This is a genomic window from Massilia aerilata, assembly GCF_042656905.1.
In the GTDB taxonomy this organism is placed as follows: domain Bacteria; phylum Pseudomonadota; class Gammaproteobacteria; order Burkholderiales; family Burkholderiaceae_D; genus Telluria; species Telluria aerilata.
This window is the reverse complement of sequence record NZ_JBHSMZ010000004.1, coordinates 415,527-431,783: the sequence shown is the minus strand read 5'-3', so window position 1 is coordinate 431,783 and position 16,257 is coordinate 415,527. Positions and strand designations below refer to the sequence as shown.

The 16,257-nt window shown below is 67.1% G+C and carries 11 protein-coding genes; 6 read left to right on the top strand and 5 right to left on the bottom strand.

From position 1 onward, the window contains the following. Positions 1-27: 27 nt before the first annotated feature. From ACFPO9_RS06820 to ACFPO9_RS06810, 3 genes are all read right to left on the bottom strand, one after another. Positions 28-2,562: an excinuclease ABC subunit UvrA gene (locus ACFPO9_RS06820; protein WP_379768750.1), complete on the bottom strand. Its 2,535-nt coding sequence runs from the start codon at positions 2,560-2,562 to the stop codon at positions 28-30. A 157-nt stretch (positions 2,563-2,719) separates the two neighbouring features. After that, on the bottom strand, positions 2,720-3,787 hold the full coding sequence (locus ACFPO9_RS06815) for an SDR family oxidoreductase (RefSeq protein ID WP_379768748.1): 1,068 nt from the start codon (positions 3,785-3,787) through the stop codon (positions 2,720-2,722). 81 nt (positions 3,788-3,868) lie between these two features. Further along, positions 3,869-5,185: a glycosyltransferase gene (locus tag ACFPO9_RS06810; RefSeq protein ID WP_379768746.1), complete on the bottom strand. Its 1,317-nt coding sequence runs from the start codon at positions 5,183-5,185 to the stop codon at positions 3,869-3,871. Between the two features lie 218 nt (positions 5,186-5,403). On the opposite strand from ACFPO9_RS06810, the gene ACFPO9_RS06805 reads away from it, so the two are divergent. Both ACFPO9_RS06805 and ACFPO9_RS06800 read left to right on the top strand, forming a co-directional pair. Beyond that, positions 5,404-7,008, top strand: a complete 1,605-nt coding sequence (locus tag ACFPO9_RS06805; protein ID WP_379768744.1) for an ATP-binding cassette domain-containing protein — start codon at positions 5,404-5,406, stop codon at positions 7,006-7,008. 55 nt (positions 7,009-7,063) lie between these two features. Next, positions 7,064-7,477, top strand: a complete 414-nt coding sequence (locus ACFPO9_RS06800; protein WP_379768742.1) for a GNAT family N-acetyltransferase — start codon at positions 7,064-7,066, stop codon at positions 7,475-7,477. 12 nt (positions 7,478-7,489) lie between these two features. Here the strand turns inward: ACFPO9_RS06800 and ACFPO9_RS06795 are convergent, their stop codons facing one another. Both ACFPO9_RS06795 and ACFPO9_RS06790 read right to left on the bottom strand, forming a co-directional pair. Beyond that, positions 7,490-7,954 carry a cyanophycin metabolism-associated DUF1854 family protein gene (locus ACFPO9_RS06795; protein ID WP_379768740.1) on the bottom strand — a complete coding sequence of 155 codons (465 nt, stop codon included), beginning with the start codon at positions 7,952-7,954 and terminating at the stop codon, positions 7,490-7,492. Continuing rightward, complete coding sequence (locus ACFPO9_RS06790) at positions 7,954-10,236, bottom strand: cyanophycin metabolism-associated ABC transporter (RefSeq protein ID WP_379768738.1); 2,283 nt, start codon at positions 10,234-10,236, stop codon at positions 7,954-7,956. The genes ACFPO9_RS06795 and ACFPO9_RS06790 overlap by 1 nt, the downstream gene beginning before the upstream one ends. A gap of 227 nt (positions 10,237-10,463) precedes the next feature. Between ACFPO9_RS06790 and ACFPO9_RS06785 the strand changes: the two genes are divergently transcribed. The 4 genes from ACFPO9_RS06785 to ACFPO9_RS06770 all read left to right on the top strand — a co-directional run bounded on the left by ACFPO9_RS06785 (position 10,464) and on the right by ACFPO9_RS06770 (position 16,127). Further along, on the top strand, positions 10,464-12,641 hold the full coding sequence (locus ACFPO9_RS06785) for a cyanophycin synthetase (protein WP_379768736.1): 2,178 nt from the start codon (positions 10,464-10,466) through the stop codon (positions 12,639-12,641). A gap of 20 nt (positions 12,642-12,661) precedes the next feature. Beyond that, positions 12,662-15,238, top strand: coding sequence for a cyanophycin synthetase (gene cphA / locus ACFPO9_RS06780; protein WP_379768734.1), 2,577 nt, complete (start codon positions 12,662-12,664; stop codon positions 15,236-15,238). 199 nt (positions 15,239-15,437) lie between these two features. Next, complete coding sequence (locus tag ACFPO9_RS06775; protein ID WP_379768732.1) at positions 15,438-15,791, top strand: hypothetical protein; 354 nt, start codon at positions 15,438-15,440, stop codon at positions 15,789-15,791. A gap of 78 nt (positions 15,792-15,869) precedes the next feature. Further along, positions 15,870-16,127, top strand: coding sequence for a hypothetical protein (locus tag ACFPO9_RS06770; protein ID WP_379768730.1), 258 nt, complete (start codon positions 15,870-15,872; stop codon positions 16,125-16,127). Positions 16,128-16,257 lie beyond the last annotated feature (130 nt).

Genomic DNA, 16,257 nt, shown 5'->3' with positions numbered 1-16,257 from the left:
TTCAGTTGAGCGCGAATTTTCAGCGTTTTAGCGTAAATACCGGGCCAGATACGGGGCGGTTCGGCTTGCCCGGCTGTTTGCCACCGTCTTCGGCGGCCCCGAAGCGACGATCGTGCCGCCGGCCTCGCCCGCGCCCGGACCGACGTCGATGACCCAGTCGCAGGCCGCCGCCACCCGCATCGTGTGCTCGACCATGATGACGGTGTTGCCGGCGTCGACCAGGCGGTTCAGCTGGGCCACCAGGCGGTCGGCGTCGAGCGGGTGTAGGCCCGTAGTCGGCTCGTCCAGCACGTACAAGGCGCCGCCGCGGGTGGCGCGCTGCAGTTCCGTCGCCAGCTTGATGCGCTGGGCCTCGCCGCCCGACAGCTCGGTCGCGCTCTGCCCCAGGCGCAGATAGCCCAGGCCGACCTCGCGCAGCACCTGCAGCGGCCGCGCCACCGGCTCCTGGTCTTCGAAGAAGGCGTGGGCTTCATCGACCGTCATGCCCAGCACGTCGGCGATGTTCTTCTCTTTATACGTGATCTTCAACGTATCGGCGTTGTAGCGCGCCCCTTCGCAGGTCGGGCAAGGCGCGTAGACGCTGGGCAGGAACAGCAGCTCGACCATCACGAAGCCCTCGCCGGCGCAATGCTCGCAGCGGCCTTTCGCCACGTTGAAGGAGAAGCGCCCGGCATCGTAGCGCTTCTTTTTCGCGGCCGGCGTCGCCGCGAACAGCTTGCGCACCTGGTCGAACAGGCCGGTGTAGGTGGCGAGATTCGAACGTGGCGTCCGCCCGATCGGCTTCTGGTCGACCCGCACCAGGCGTTTGATCCCTTCCATGCCCGCGACGATCCGGCCTTCGGTCTGGATCAGCGGCTCCTGCTCCAGGCCCGGCTCCTCTTCGACTTCCTCCTGCGGCGCGCCCTGCCCCAGCGCTTCGGTGACCAGGTCGACCAGCACCTGGCTCACCAGCGACGACTTGCCGGAACCGGAGACGCCGGTCACGCAGCTCATCACGCCGAGCGGGAACGCGGCCTTCAAGTCGTGCAGGTTGTTGCGGGTGACGCCTTCGAGTTTCAGCCAGCTGGTGGGCTCGCGCAGCGTGCGGGCCTCGGCCTCGATCTCGTCGAACAGGTAGCGCCGCGTGTGCGAGCGCTCGACCTGTTTCAGTCCCTCGGGCGGGCCGCTGTACAGGATCTCGCCGCCGCCCTCGCCGGCCTGCGGGCCGACGTCGACGATCCAGTCGGCGCAGCGGATCACGTCCAGCGCGTGCTCGACCACGAACAGGGAGTTGCCCGCGTCCTTCAGCTGGTCGAGCGCCGCCAGCAGCGCCTCGGTATCGGCCGGATGCAGGCCGGCCGAGGGCTCGTCGAGCACGTAGACCACGCCGAACAGGCTGGAACGCACCTGGGTCGCCAGCCGCAGGCGCTGCAGCTCGCCCGGCGACAGGGTCGGCGTGCTGCGCTCCAGCGCCAGGTAGCCCAGGCCCATGTCGAGCAGCACGCCCAGGCGCGCGCACAGGTCGGCGGCGATGCGCTTGGTGACGATCAGCTGTTCCGGGTGTTTGGCAGCTGCCGTCTCTTTACCGACCTCGCCTTTCGCGAAAGGCTTCATCAGTCTGGCGAGCCGCTCCAGCGGGAGGCGCGACAGCTCGGTGATGTCCAGGCCGGCGAAGGTCACCGATAGCGCTTCCTGGCGCAGGCGCTTGCCCCGGCACAGCGGGCACTCGGTACTGACCATGTAGCGCGCCACCCGCTTCTTCATCGATGCGCTTTCGGTGTTGGCGAAGGTCTGCAGCACGTAGCGGCGCGCGCCGGTGAAGGTGCCCTGGTAGCTGGGCGTCTCCTTGCGCTTCAGCGCGCGCTTCGTTTCGGCCGGGCTCAAGCCGGCGTAGACCGGCACGGTGGGCGTCTCGTCGGTGTACAGGATCCAGTCGCGGTCCTTTTTCGGCAAGTCGCGCCAGGGCGTGTCGACGTCGTAGCCCATGGTGACGAGGATGTCGCGCAGGTTCTGCCCATGCCAGGCCGGCGGCCAGGCGGCGACGGCCCGCTCGCGGATGGTGAGCGTGTCGTCCGGCACCATCGATGCCTCGGTGGCCTCGTAGACGCGGCCCAGGCCCGAACACTGCGGGCAGGCGCCCTCCGCGGTATTCGGCGAGAAGGACTCGGCATACAGGAGCGGCTGGCCGGGCGGATAGTCGCCGGCGCGCGAGTACAGCATGCGCAGGGAATTCGACAAGGTGCTGACGCTGCCGACCGAGGAACGCGCGGTGGGCGTGCCGCGCTGCTGCTGCAGGGCCACCGCCGGCGGCAGGCCGTCGATCTCGTCGACTTCCGGCACCGGCATCTGGTGGAACAGCCGGCGCGCGTAGGGCGACACCGATTCCAGGTAGCGCCGCTGCGCCTCCGCGTACAGGGTGCCGAAGGCCAGCGAGGACTTGCCGGAGCCGGAGACGCCGGTGAACACGACCAGCGCGTCGCGCGGCAGCTCGACGCTGACGTTCTTCAGGTTGTGCTCGCGCGCGCCGCGCACGCGGACGCGGCCGTGGTCGGCGTGGATCTTTGAGGTGTCGGGTGCCTTCATGACTTGATTGAAACGCACTCTGCCATCGCTGGCGGTGCGTTGCCGCACGCAGTAGCTTACGTCGTCCCCGCGAAGGCGGGGACCCAAGTTTGCCGGCGTTACGATAGCTCATGCAAAACTTGGATTCCCGCCTTCGCGGGAATGACGGCCCGTTTAATCAGGGAATCAGCCGCTGCGCCCGCAGCGCCGCAAATAAATCGAAGAAAGAATCCTCGGTAGCCTGCCAGCCGACAAAGCCAAGCCGGCGGCTGTTCGCCATATCCGTCATCACCTCGATCGGCCGGCCGAGGTCGAGGTCGGTGTGCCAGGGCGAGGCCAGGCGGCCCAGGTCGGCCTCCTGCAGGCCGTGGCGGCGCGCCATGTCGGCCCACAGCCCGGCGTCCTCCGCCATTGCGGCTTCCAGCGGCTGCACCGTGCCGTTGAAGCCTTCGGCCTGCACGCCGAACCAGGCCGCCAGCCGGCGCCACAGCCAGCTCCAGCGGAAATAGTCGCCGTTGGTGATGTTGAAGGCGTCGTTGCGCGCGGCGTCGCAGTCGGCGGCCCAGCGCAATTGTTTGGCAAGCATGCGCGCATCGGTCACGTCGCTCAAGCCGTTCCATTGCGCTTCCGAACCCGGGAACTGGAAGGGTCGCCCGGTCTCCTTGCAGATCGAGGCGTAGACGGCCAGGGTCGTGCCCAGGTTCATGGCGTTGCCGACCGCCATGCCGACGATGGTGTGCGGGCGGTGGATGGTCCAGGTGAAGCGGTCGCGCGCGGCGGCGGCGTAGACCTCGTCTTCCTGGGCATAGTAAAAATTGTCGAGCGGCAGGCGCGGTTGGGATTCGCGCAGCGGCGTGTCCGGCAAGGTGCCGGAACTCGCATAGGCTTCGAAGGGGCCGAGGTAATGCTTCAGGCCCGTCACCAGCGCCACGTGGCGCAGCGATTTCCTGGGCGACAGCGCATCGAGCAGGTTGCGCACAAGTAGCGCGTTGACGCGGATGTTCTCGGCCTCGCTGTCCTGCCGCATCCAGGTCGTGATGAAGACGTGGGTCGGCGCAACGTCGGCCAGCGCCGCCTGCAGGCCGACCTCGTCGAGCAGGTCGGCCGTCACCGGAATCAGGCCCGGCAGATCGCGCGGCGGACGACGCGCCAGGCCGAACACGGTCCAGCCATGGGCCAGCAGTTCGCGGGCGGTATAGCGGCCGCCGATGCCGCTCGCGCCGACGACCAGTGCGCTTCGTTGCATGAGTTCGCTCCAGGGGACAGGGAAGCGCCATTCTTGCGCGCTTTCGATCGGGGCCGGCGCGCCGTTGCCCCAGCTCATCGGTTAGCCGTCCAGCGCCAGCATTTCCAGGCGCTGGCGCAAGCCCTGCAGGCCCTGCCCGAACGCGAAGCGGCGGCTGATCCGGCGGCAGCGCGCAACCAGCTCGCGGTCGCCGAGCAGCTGCTGCAGTCCGCGCGCCAGGCGCACGCCGTTGAGCCGCGACGCCCGCGCGCGGAAGGCCACGCCCAGGGCCGCGACGCGCGCCGCGTTGTCGAACTGGTCGTGCGCCAACGGCACCACCAGCTGGGGCGTACCGGCGCGCAGGGCTTCGGCCGTGGTGCCGATGCCGCCGTGGTGGACCAGCACCATCGCGCGCGGCAGCAGGCGGCGCAGCGGCACGTAGTCCTGCCACAGGATGGATGGCGGCAAATCGGGCGGAAGCTGCTCGCGATGCGGCGTCAGGAAGACGGCGCGCAGGCCGATCAGCTCGACCGCCGCGCGCGCATGCTCGAAATAGGCGCGCGACTGCGTGTTGCCGGTGCCGTGGGTGAAGACCACCGGCCTGGCGCCCGGCTCCTCGTCCAGGAAGCGTTCGAGCTCCGGCGAGAGGACAGCGTCAGGGTTCGGGTCGAACAGGGGAAAGCCGGCGCGGACCATGGGCTTGGGCCAGTCCGGCTGGGTCGGCGCGAACCAGTCAGGAAACAGCGTCACCGACAGGTCCGGCACCGCGAACAAATGCGTGAGCATGCTGTCGACCTTTTCCATGCCGCGTGCCTGCCGCGCCGCGTTCACATCCTTCAGCGCCACCGGATCGATGACGCCGGCGGCCAGCCGCCGCAACAACCAGCTGCGCAGGCCCAGCGGCACCCAGGGCGGCACCGGCCAGGGACCGAGCATCAGCGGATCGTGGATGGTCGGCAGGTTTTGCGGCGCCAGGTAAGCCGCCGCCACTTTCAAACCGGGACGCCTGGCCCGGCACAGGTCGGCCTCCGGCAAGGCCAGCGGATGGACCAGCAGCACGAGCGCTTCGTCGGGCGGCAAGGCATCGACGAAAGGCACGATCTGCGCCATCGCCGGCCGCGTAGCGCGCCACACCACGCCGAAGCCGCGCGTCGGATGCCAGAGGTCGGGATCGGCCAGCACGGCGGCGTCGGCGGGCAGGCCGATGAACGCCAGGCCGCTGTCCTTGACGTAGGGTGCGTGCTGCTCGGGTGCGAGGAAGCTGACGCGGTGCCCGACATCGCGCAGGGTCAGCGCCATCGCCATGAAGGGGAACAGGTCGCCGGCCGAGCCGATGGTGACGACCGCGAAGTGCGTTTTGGCGCCTGGCTGCTTTGGCGGTTCGATGCCTATCCCCTGTTGAAAACAATACGGCTCCACTCTACGCGAAAACCATGGTCGGTGACTTCGGTAGCGAATCGCTGCTCAGCCTGACGGGATCGCCTTGAGGTACAATCTTCACTCGCAAACATTTTTAAAAGGCAGGATTCCACCCATGCGCATGTAATGCCCGCTGCGCGCACGTCGCGGCAGCTCTGAACCTCATCGCAGCTTTCGACAAGCGGCGCGGCTCCGACCGGCATTGACAAGGCAAACACATGGCGCATCCTTACCTCCTGGCCCTGCACGGGGTCGACATCGCCCTCCCCGACGGGCGCATCCTGTTCCACGATCTTCACGACAGCCTGGGCGCGGAACTCGCCGCCCTGATCGGCCCCAATGGCAGCGGCAAGTCTTCGCTCGGCCGCGTCATCGCCGGCTTGTCTCAACCGGCGCAGGGCCGTGTCGAGCATGCCGTCCCCGTTCATTACGTCGAACAGCAGACCGGTCTTCTTCACGCTACCAGCCTGGCGCAACTGGCCGGACTCGATGCGCCGCTCTCGGCCCTGCGGCGCCTGGCGGCGGGCGATGCGCGCGAAGACGACTTCGAGATCATCGGCGAACGCTGGGACCTCGAAGCACGCTGGCAGGCGATGCTGGATCAGGCCGGGCTGGCTGAATCCATGACGCCGGCATCGCTGTCCGGCGGCCAGCGCACCCTGCTCTCCCTGATCGGCGCCTTCTGCAGCGAAGCGGGTTTTCTTATCCTGGACGAACCCGGCAACCACCTCGACCGCGAGCGGCGGCGCTTCCTGATCGAACAGATGCAAGCCTGGCGCGCCGCCGGCCGCGGGCTGCTGGTGATCAGCCATGACCGCGAACTGCTGGAACACGCCGACCGCACGCTGGAAGTCCACGCGCGCGGCTTGCGGCGTTATGGCGGCGGCTGGTCGCTGGTGGAAGAACAGCGCGGCGCGGAACTGGCTTCGATGGAAGCGCGGCTCGAACGTGCGCGCGTCGAACGCCGCAACGCGGAAGCGACGATGCGCACCGAAGCCGAACGCGCCGCGCGCAAGAGCGCCCGCGGCGCCCGTGCGAAAGCGGCCGGCGGCCAGCCGAAGATCGTGCTCAACGCCCTGCCCCAGCGCGCCCAGCAAACCGACGGCGCGCGCGCCGAACGCCATGCGCAGCGGCGCCGGGACCTGCGGCAGGACCTGCTCGATGCCTTCGATGCGCTGGACGGCGCTTTGGCGCGGCCCAGCTTTCCGCTACTGGACCTGCAGATTCCCGATGGCCAGGCGGCCGTGGTGCTGGAAGAACTGGTGGCGCCGTGGGGCCCGCGCCAGCCGCTGGACTGGGGCGTGAATGGCGCGGCGCGGATCGCCATCCGCGGGCCGAATGGCTGCGGCAAGTCGACCCTGCTGCGGACGATCGCAGGCGAGATCGCGCCGCTGTCCGGCCGCTGCCGCACGCTGCCTGCGGTGCTGCTCGACCAGCACCTGGCCATGCTCGATCCTTCACGCAGCCTGCTCGACCAGCTGCGCGCGACTGCCATGCAGCACGATGAAGGCCGCTTGCGCCAATACCTGGCGCTGGCCGGCTTGAAGCCGGACCGGGTGCTGCGTCCGTCGGGAAGTCTGAGCGGCGGCGAGCGGATGCGCGGCGCCTTGTTGTGCGCGGTGCTGCGGGAGCCGGCGCCGCGTTTGCTGCTGCTGGACGAGCCGACCAATCATCTCGACCTGCATGGCGTCGAGGCGCTGGAGGCGATGCTGCAATCGTGGCCGGGCGCACTCTTGGTCGTGTCGCACGATGAGCGCTTCCTTGACCGCCTGGGGCTGACTCACCGGCTGGACTGGCGCGCCGGACAATGGGTCGCCAGCTGAGCACGCGGCGCCGAAGGCAAGTAAGATGGCCGGATCATCTTTCCGGACACTGCATATGGACCAGGACTATAGCTGCCACCTCGAAACGCCTTCCGTCGACGATTATCTTCGCCTGCGCCGTAACGCAGGCTTGACGCCACGTAGCGCCGCGGCTGCGGAAGCCGGCCTGCCGAACACGGTGGCCGGGGTCGTCATCAAGTCGGGGGATCTTGCCGTGGGAATGGGACGGGCGGTCGGCGACGGCTTGTTCTACCAGCTTGTCGACATCGCTGTCGAACCTGCGCACCAGGGGAAAGGTCTGGGAAAGACGATCGTGAGCCGCTTGCTGGAAGCGTTGCGCCGGATCGCGCCCGCCGAAGCCTATGTCAGCCTGATCGCGGATGGCCGCGCGAACGAACTCTATGCCCAGTATGGTTTCGAGCCGACTGCGCCTGCCTCGATCGGCATGGCACAGTGGCTCAAACCCTGACCTGGCAAGGCGCTACAGGAAGCGGTCGAGGATCTTCCGGCTCCCCTTATCGATCGCAAACATATCGCGAATCAGGAAGTGAATCCCATGGCTGTCGGCGATCAGCAAGGAATAAGCCCCCAGACGGCGGATATCCTCTTCCCCCTTCAGCACGAACTCGGTGTCGCCACGGTCCGTCTTGACCCGCCAGGTCGTAGGCGTCGCAAAGCTCGACACGCCCTTGATCGACTGGATCTCCGGCATGAACTCGCGGCCATCCAGTTCCTCGGTCACCAGCGCGCGCACTTCGGGGGACACGTCGGCCAGGTCATCGATCCAGGCCACTTCCTTGCCGCCTTCGCGCACCAGCGAGATGCCGCGGCTCGGCGCCTGGACCGGAAAGGAGCGCACCGGCGCGACGCCGACGAATTCTTCGCCCTCGGCATTGGTCAGCACCAGCTTGCCGAACGCATTGCGGCGTAAATCAAAAGTCATCATCAGTCTTCCTTGCCTTCGTCGTCCGGGCCTTCGTCGACGTTGCGCGCCTGCGCTTCGTACAGGCGGTAGTAGGCGCCTTCGGCGGCCATCAGTTGGTCGTGGTTGCCCTCTTCCACCACCACGCCGCGGTCCAGCACGACCAGGCGGTCGGCGCGGTGCAGCGTCGACAGGCGGTGCGCGATGGCGATCGTGGTGCGGCCCTGCACCAGGTTGTCGAGCGCCTTCTGGATTTCCTTCTCGGTTTCCGAGTCCACCGAGGACGTCGCCTCATCGAGGATCAGGATCGGCGGGTCGATCAGCAGGGCGCGCGCGATCGAGATGCGCTGGCGCTCGCCGCCGGACAGGCCCTGGCCGCGCTCGCCGACCATCGAGTCGTAGCCCTGCGGCAGGCGCAGGATGAATTCGTGGGCGTGGGCGGCGCGGGCGGCGGCGATGATGTCTTCGCGGGTCGCATCCGGCTTGCCGTAGGCGATGTTTTCGGCGATCGTGCCGAAGAACAGGAAGGGCTCCTGCAGCACCAGGCCGATGTGGCGGCGGTAATCGGCCACCGCGAACGAGCGGATGTCCTTGCCATCCAGGAGAATGGCGCCCTCGGCCACGTCGTAGAAGCGGCAGATCAGGTTCACCAGCGTCGACTTGCCGGAGCCGGAGTGGCCGACCAGGCCGACCATTTCGCCCGCCCTGATATTCAGCGAGACCCCGCGGTTGACCGCGCGGTTGCCGTAGCGGAAGCCGACTTCGCGCAGCTCGATGTTGCCCTGGACCTTGTCGAGTTTGATCGGATTGACCGGATCCGGCACGCTCGACACATGGTCGAGGATGTCGAAGATGCGCTTGGCGGCCGAGGCCGATTTTTGCGTGACCGAGACGATGCGGCTCATCGAATCCAGGCGCACGTAGAAGCGGCCGCTGTAGGCGATGAAGGCGGACAGGGTGCCGACCGTGAGTTCGCCCTTGCTCACCTGCCAGATGCCGAAGCACCAGATGACCAGCAGGCCCAGTTCGGTCAGGAAGGAGACGGTCGGCGAGAACAGCGACCACACCTTGTTCAATTTATCGTTGACGGCCAGGTTGTGCTTGTTCGCATCGCGGAAGCGGGCGGCTTCGCGCTTTTCCTGGGCAAAGGCTTTCACCACGCGGATGCCTGGAATGGTGTCGGCCAGCACGTTGGTGACCTCGCCCCACACGCGGTCGATCTTTTCGAAGCCGGTGCGCAGCTTGTCGCGCACGACGTGGATCATCCAGGCGATGAAAGGCAGCGGCGCCAGGGTGATCAGGGCCAGCTTGGGGTTCAGGCTGAACAGGATTGCGCCGGTCATGATGATCATCAGGACGTCGGACAGGAAGTCCAGCAGGTGCAGCGACAGGAACACGCAGATGCGGTCCGAGCCGCTGCCGATGCGGCTCATCAGGTCGCCGGTACGCTTGCCGCCGAAGAATTCCAGCGACAGGCGCAGCAGGTGCTCGTAGGTTTCCGAGCGCATGTCCGCGCCCATCCGTTCCGACACCAGCGCCAGCACGTAGGTGCGGCCCCAGCCCAGCGCCCAGGCCAGGACGGCCGAGGCCAGCAGGCCGCCCATGTACATGTACACCAGCGCGGTGTCGATCTTCTGGCCGTTCTGATACGGGATCAGGACGTTGTCCATCAGCGGCATGGTCAGGTAGGGCGGAATCATGTGTGCGCCGGTGCTGGCCAACATCAGCAAGAATCCGAGGAACAGCTGTCCTTGATAGGGCTTGGCGAAGCGCCACAAACGGAACAGGGTCCAGGTGGACGGCGGGGTGTGCAGTACCTTGGTGCAGATCGGGCAGTCTTCCTGGTCGGCTTCGAGCGGCGCCTTGCAGCTCGGGCAGGTGTGCTGCTCGGGCGGCTGGACGGCGACGCCGGTCAGGTAGCTCTGGACCTGGTCGTGGAACTGGTCGACCAGGCGGATCGCCTGGAGGTTCTGGCCGAGGGTGAAGCGCCAGGCTGCCAGCAGGCCGTTGGCGTCGACCAGTTCGATGTGGCCGACGCCGGCGTGGTCGTAATGGCGCATTGCCAGTCCGGCGCGGTAAGGCCAGTCGCGCCAGTGTTTTTCGCCGGGGCTGAGCGTGAGTAAACGGATGTTTGTTACAACCAGTATCCCTTTGGTGAAACGTAATTTCGCGTCGAGGTCAACCTCGAGGGCGCTTAAAACGTTTTCCCCTGGCGCAAGCTTTTTCTGGACGTCCGCCTGCCATTGCTCGGGCAGGAAACTGGCGGCAGCCAGCGGTGCGGAAGGAACTAGTTGTTGAGTCGTCATGTGCTATCAGGAATTCGAGTGCGCCAAAAGCATGGAACGCTGAGCAGGGCACGCCGGTTGACAGGCGTACGGTATTCTATCGGCGGGGGCGAGACTGGCAGAATTCGGTTCAGCACGGTAAGCTTCGTTTCGGCAAGTATACAACATGTGCGCTGCAGCAATTCGGCACAAACATAAGGCAACGCCGCGTGGTGAGAGAGCGGTCACCGCGGGGCAAGATATTTTTCATGACAAACAAGAAAGACATTAAGATTCTTCGTGTAACCCACCTGCGTGGACCGAACATCTGGACTTACCGCCCCGTCATCGAGACCTGGCTCGACATCGGCGAACTCGAAGAATGTCCTTCGAATACCCTCCCCGGCTTCAACGAGCGCTTGACCGCCTGGCTGCCGGGACTGATCGAACACCGCTGCGGCGTCGGCGAGCGCGGCGGCTTCCTGGAACGCCTGCGCGACGGCACCTGGGCCGGCCACATCCTCGAACACGTCGTCCTCGAACTGCAGAACATGGCCGGCATGAAGACCGGCTTCGGCAAGACCCGCTCGACCAGCGACCGCGGCATCTACAAGATGGCCTTCCGCACGCGCGACGAAGTCGTCGGCCGCGCGGCGCTGCAGGCCGGCCACGCGCTCTTGACGTCCGCCATCAACGACACCGCCTTCGACATGAAGGCCACGGTCGCGCAGCTGACCGAACTGGTCGACCGCTACTGCCTGGGCCCGTCCACCGCCAACATCGTCGATGCCGCCACCGAGCGCCGCATCCCCTCGATCCGCCTGACCGAAGGCAACCTGGTGCAGCTCGGCCACGGTGCGGCGCAGCGCCGCATCTGGACCGCCGAAACCGACCGCACCAGCGCGATCGGCGAAAGCATCGCCAGCGACAAGGACCTGACCAAGACCCTGCTGGCCTCCTGCGGCGTGCCGGTGCCGGAAGGCGCGGTGGTGCGCAGCGCGGACGCCGCCTGGGATGAGGCCGAGGACATCGGCCTGCCGGTGGTGATCAAGCCGGTCGACGGCAACCATGGCCGCGGCGTGACCCTGAACCTGATGAACGAAGCCGACGTGAAGGCCGCCTATGCGATCGCCGCCGAAGCCGGCGATTCCAGCGCCGTGCTGGTCGAACGCTACGTGCCGGGCAACGAGCACCGCCTGCTGGTGGTCGGCTCGAAAGTGGTCGCCGCCGCCAAGGGCGAATCGCTGTTCGTGACGGGCGACGGCAAGTCGACCGTGGTCCAGCTGTGCGACAGCCAGATCAATACCGACCCGCGCCGCGGCCTCAGCGAAGAACACCCGCTCGGCCTGGTCACCCCGGACGACGACGAGATCAAGCTCGATTTGCAGCGCCAGGGCCTCACTCCGGCTTCGATTCCGCAAGCCGGCCAGAAGGTGCTGATCCAGCCGAACGGCAACGTCGCCGACGACGTCACCGACGAGGTGCATCCGGACGTGGCCTACGTGGCGGCGCTGGCCGCGCGCGTGGTCGGCCTGGACATCGCCGGCATCGACCTGGTGTGCGAAGACATCTCGCGTCCGCTGGAAGAACAGCGCGGCGCCATCATCGAAGTCAATTCCAGCCCGGGCCTGCTGGCCCACATCAAGCCGGCCACCGGCCAGCCGCGCGAAGTCGGCAAGGCCATCGTCGAGCACCTGTTCTCGGACGGTGACACGTCCGGCCGCATCCCGATCGTCGGCGTGACCGGCCAGCGCGACGCCGCCCTGGTCTCGCGCCTGGTGTCCACCGTGCTGCGCCTGTCGGGCAAATCCACCGGCGTGGCCAACCGCCACGGCCTGTACCTGGATGGCCGCAAGGTGACGGCGGCCGACTGCACCCGCTTCGACGCCGCCCAGCGCCTGCTCATCAACCGCAACGTGCAGGCCGCCGTGTTCGAATCGCATGCGCGCGCGATCCTGACCGAGGGCCTGCCCTACGACCGCTGCCTGGTGGGCGTGGTGACCGGCATGGGTGCAGTCAGCGACGTGGAAGACCTGTACGTGCGCGACGAGGACGCCCTGTTCAACGTGGTCCGCAGCCAGGTCGACGTGGTCCTGTCCGAAGGCGCGGCGGTGCTGAACGCCGCCGACCTGCAGGTCGTGAAGCTGGCCGAACTGTCCGACGGCGCCGTGATCTTCTACGCGCTGGACGAGAACAATGCAGTCCTCAAGCAGCACCGCGCCGCCGGCGGCCGTGTGGCCTTCCTGCGCGACCAGCACATCGTGCTGGCCCAGGGCCTCGAGGAAGCGCCGCTGCTGGGCCTGGCCAAGCTGAAGCCGGCCACGGCGCGCGAACCGGAAGCGGTCCTTGCCGCCGCCGCCGCCAGCTGGGCGCTGGACGTGCCGACCGACCTTGTCTGCGCCGGCCTGCGCACCTTCGACGCGGCCGCCCAGAAGGCCGACATTTAAAAATACTAGGATCGATTCATATGGAAGTATCTCGCGTCCGGGCCCTGCGCGGTCCCAACCTCTGGAGCCACCACACCTCGGTCGAAGCGATCGTCTCCTGCTCGCCGGAAGAAGAGTCGATCCGGGAGCTGGCCGGTTTCGAAGCGCGCCTGCGCGCCCTGTTCCCGCAGATCGGCCAGTTGCAGCCGATGGGCCATGACGACACCATCCCGCTGGCCCAGGTGCTGGAAATGGCGGCCCTGGCCCTGCAGGCGCAAGCCGGCTGCCCGGTCACCTTCAGCCGCACCACCGCCACCATCGAACGCGGCATCTACCAGGTCGTGGTCGAGTACAGCGAAGAAGACGTCGGCCGCCTGGCCCTGACCCTGGCCGAGCAGCTGGTCCAGGCCGCGCGCGCCGACCAGCCGTTCGACCTCGATGGCGCCCTGCACCAGCTGCGCGAACTCGATGAAGACGTGCGCCTCGGCCCATCGACCGGCTCGATCGTGTACGCCGGCGTGGCGCGCGGCATTCCCTTCCGCCGCCTGACCGAGGGCAGCCTCGTGCAGTTCGGCTGGGGCAGCCGCCAGCGCCGCATCCAGGCCGCCGAGATCGACGCCACCGGCGCCATCGCCGAGACCATCGCCCAGGACAAGGAACTGACCAAGAAGCTGCTCGATGCCGCCGGCGTGCCGGTGCCGCTGGGCCGCGTCGCGGTGGACCCCGATGATGCCTGGGCCGCGGCCCAGGAGATCGGCCTGCCGGTCGTGATCAAGCCGAAGGACGGCAACCAGGGCAAGGGCGTGACCGTCAACGTCAACACCCGCGAACAGCTCACCGCCGGCTTCCATGCCGCGTCCGAATTCCGCGACGACATCCTGGTCGAAAAATACCTGCCGGGCCACGACTACCGCCTGCTGGTGATCGGCAACCGCCTGATCGCCGCGGCCCGCCGCGACCCGCCGCACGTGGTCGGCGACGGCGTGCACACGGTGCGCCAGCTGGTCGACACCGTCAACCAGGACCCGCGCCGCGGCAGCGGCCATGCTACCTCCCTCACCAAGATCCGTTTCGACGACATCGCCCTCGCCTCGCTGGCGAAGCAAGGCTACGACGCCGAATCCGTACCGCCCAAAGGCCAGCGCGTCACCCTGCGCAACAATGCCAACCTCTCGACCGGCGGCTCGGCCACCGACGTGACGGACGACGTGCATCCGGAAGTGGCCGCACGCGCCATCGCCGCCGCGCACATGGTCGGCCTCGACATCTGCGGCGTCGACCTGGTCTGCGACAGCGTGCTGAAACCCATCGAAGAACAGGGCGGCGGCATCGTCGAAGTCAATGCGGCGCCGGGCCTGCGCATGCACATTTCGCCGTCCTTCGGCAAGGGCCGCGCGGTCGGTGAAGCGATCATGGACACCCTGTACGCGCCCGGCGACGACGGCCGCATCCCGGTGGTGGCCGTGACCGGCACCAACGGCAAGACCACCACCGTGCGCGTGATCGCCCACCTGCTGGCGACCTCCGGCCTGCGCACCGGCATGACGAATACCGACGGCGTCTACATCCAGGGACGCCGCATCGACAGCGGCGACTGCAGCGGTCCGCGCAGCGCGCGCAACGTGCTGCTGCACCCGGACGTCGACGCCGCCGTGTTCGAGACCGCGCGCGGCGGCATGCTGCGCGAAGGCCTGGCCTTCGACCGCTGCCAGGTGGCGGTGGTGACCAACATCGGCGCCGGCGACCACCTCGGCCTGAACTACATCACCACGCTGGAAGACCTGGCCGTCCTCAAGCGCGTGATCGTGCAGAACGTGGCGCCGGGCGGCATGGCGGTGCTGAACGCGGCCGATCCGATCGTCGCCGCCATGGCCGAGAACACCCGCGGCGACGTCACCTACTTCGCGCTGGACTGCTCGCTGCCGATCATGCAGAAGCACCGCGCGCAGGGCCGCCGCATCGTCTACGTCGAGAACGGCCACATCGTCGCGGCGCTGGGCAAGCAGGAAGAGAGAATCGATTTGAAGGAAGTGCCGATCACCCGCGGCGGCGTGATCGGCTTCCAGGTCGAGAACGTGATGGCCTCGGTGGCCGCGGCCTGGGCCGTCGGCATAGCCTGGAGCACGATCCGCACCGGCCTGAAGACCTTCGTGGGCGAAAGCGACAATGCGCCGGGCCGCTTCAACGTGTTCGACTACAAGGGCGCGACCGTGATCGCCGACTACGGCCACAACCCGGACGCGATCCAGGCCCTGACGCAAGCCGTGGAAGCCATGCCGGCCAAGCGCCGCTCGGTGCTGATCAGCGGCGCCGGCGACCGCCGCGACGAAGACATCCGCGACCAGACGCGCATCCTGGGCAAGGCCTTCGACGACGTGCTGCTCTACGAAGACCAGTGCCAGCGCGGCCGCTCCGAAGGGGAAGTCGTGGCCCTGCTGCGCGAAGGCCTGAAGGACGCACCGCGCACCAGCCACGTCGAGGAGATCAAGGGCGAATTCGTCGCCATCGACCGCGCGCTGGCGCGTCTGCAGCCGGGCGACCTGTCGCTGATCCTGATCGACCAGGTCGATGAGGCGCTGGCGCATATTGCCAGGCGGGTGGCGGAGGCGAAGGCTTGATCGGCTTGAGGTGATCGCAAGACGGGCGCCAGGCGGCGCCCGTTTTCTTTTGTTGGCCCATGAACCGTCATTCCCGCGAAGGCGAGAATCCAAGTTGCACGAGCACCACCCACGCCTCTCAATTCAGTTAACCACCGCACAAGCCCCATCCATCACATGCCTTACCATGGAAGATCACGACATCGCCGGCGGTGAGATCATGAGCATTGACAAGCAAACAAGCGAAGAAGCCCCGGAACTCCCCTTCCGCTCCCTGCTCTACCGCTTCCTCTTCTTCGACTGGCTGTTCCGCGACGTCAGCGCCGCCAGAGACCGTATCGAGCGCCACGCCGCCTTCCAGCACAACCGCAAGATGAGCCGCTACCTGCCGGTCTACCTGCGCCGCTGGTCCTTCCTGACCGCCTTCGACTTCGCGCTCGGCGTGCTGTTCGAGAAGGTGCTGCAGGCCGGCCTGCTGTCGGCCTGGTTCTTTACCTGGACCTGCGTGACCCTGACCGGCATGGTGGTGATCACGGTGGCCTGGCTGGTGCTGACCCACGCCAGACTTTCATAACATTCTTGATGCCAACTAAAATTTCCTGATCGCAAATGCGGGATCATTGCCTCTACCCACACCACCTAGGAGGCAAACATGACTTACCTGCGCATCAGCATGCTGCAAGTCCCCCGTCTTACCCCCGGCAAGCGCAATTTCGAAAGGCGCATCGATGCGCGCACGGCCAGCGACATCGGCGACGCCCTGCGGGCCGACAGCGTCCAGGCGGCGGCGATGGCAATGGATCACCTGCAAGTCGACGTCGATGTGGCGCTGCGCGTGCTGGCTGGCAAAAACGACGACCGGGGCAAGAAGCGGCGACAAGCAGATGAAGACCTGCCGGCTGCCGCCTGAATCAAACTTCCCTCACTTCTCTTCCTCGGTCCTGCGCCGGCATTGCCGGCCAGGACTTTGTTGCTCACCATCCCCCCGCACTGTTGACGTTCGCTAAGTTGCCAAGCCGGCAAGGCGAGATCATGACATT

Bases quoted from the DNA above. Each gene is read 5' to 3' on its own strand.
- cphA (WP_379768734.1), top strand. From the start codon at position 12,662: ATGGAAGTATCTCGCGTCCGGGCCCTGCGCGGTCCCAACCTCTGGAGC.
- ACFPO9_RS06785 (WP_379768736.1), top strand. From the start codon at position 10,464: ATGACAAACAAGAAAGACATTAAGATTCTTCGTGTAACCCACCTGCGT.
- ACFPO9_RS06800 (WP_379768742.1), top strand. From the start codon at position 7,064: ATGGACCAGGACTATAGCTGCCACCTCGAAACGCCTTCCGTCGACGAT.
- ACFPO9_RS06820 (WP_379768750.1), bottom strand. From the start codon at position 2,562: ATGAAGGCACCCGACACCTCAAAGATCCACGCCGACCACGGCCGCGTC.
- ACFPO9_RS06805 (WP_379768744.1), top strand. From the start codon at position 5,404: ATGGCGCATCCTTACCTCCTGGCCCTGCACGGGGTCGACATCGCCCTC.
- ACFPO9_RS06795 (WP_379768740.1), bottom strand. From the start codon at position 7,954: ATGATGACTTTTGATTTACGCCGCAATGCGTTCGGCAAGCTGGTGCTG.
- ACFPO9_RS06775 (WP_379768732.1), top strand. From the start codon at position 15,438: ATGAGCATTGACAAGCAAACAAGCGAAGAAGCCCCGGAACTCCCCTTC.
- ACFPO9_RS06770 (WP_379768730.1), top strand. From the start codon at position 15,870: ATGACTTACCTGCGCATCAGCATGCTGCAAGTCCCCCGTCTTACCCCC.
- ACFPO9_RS06815 (WP_379768748.1), bottom strand. From the start codon at position 3,787: ATGCAACGAAGCGCACTGGTCGTCGGCGCGAGCGGCATCGGCGGCCGC.
- ACFPO9_RS06790 (WP_379768738.1), bottom strand. From the start codon at position 10,236: ATGACGACTCAACAACTAGTTCCTTCCGCACCGCTGGCTGCCGCCAGT.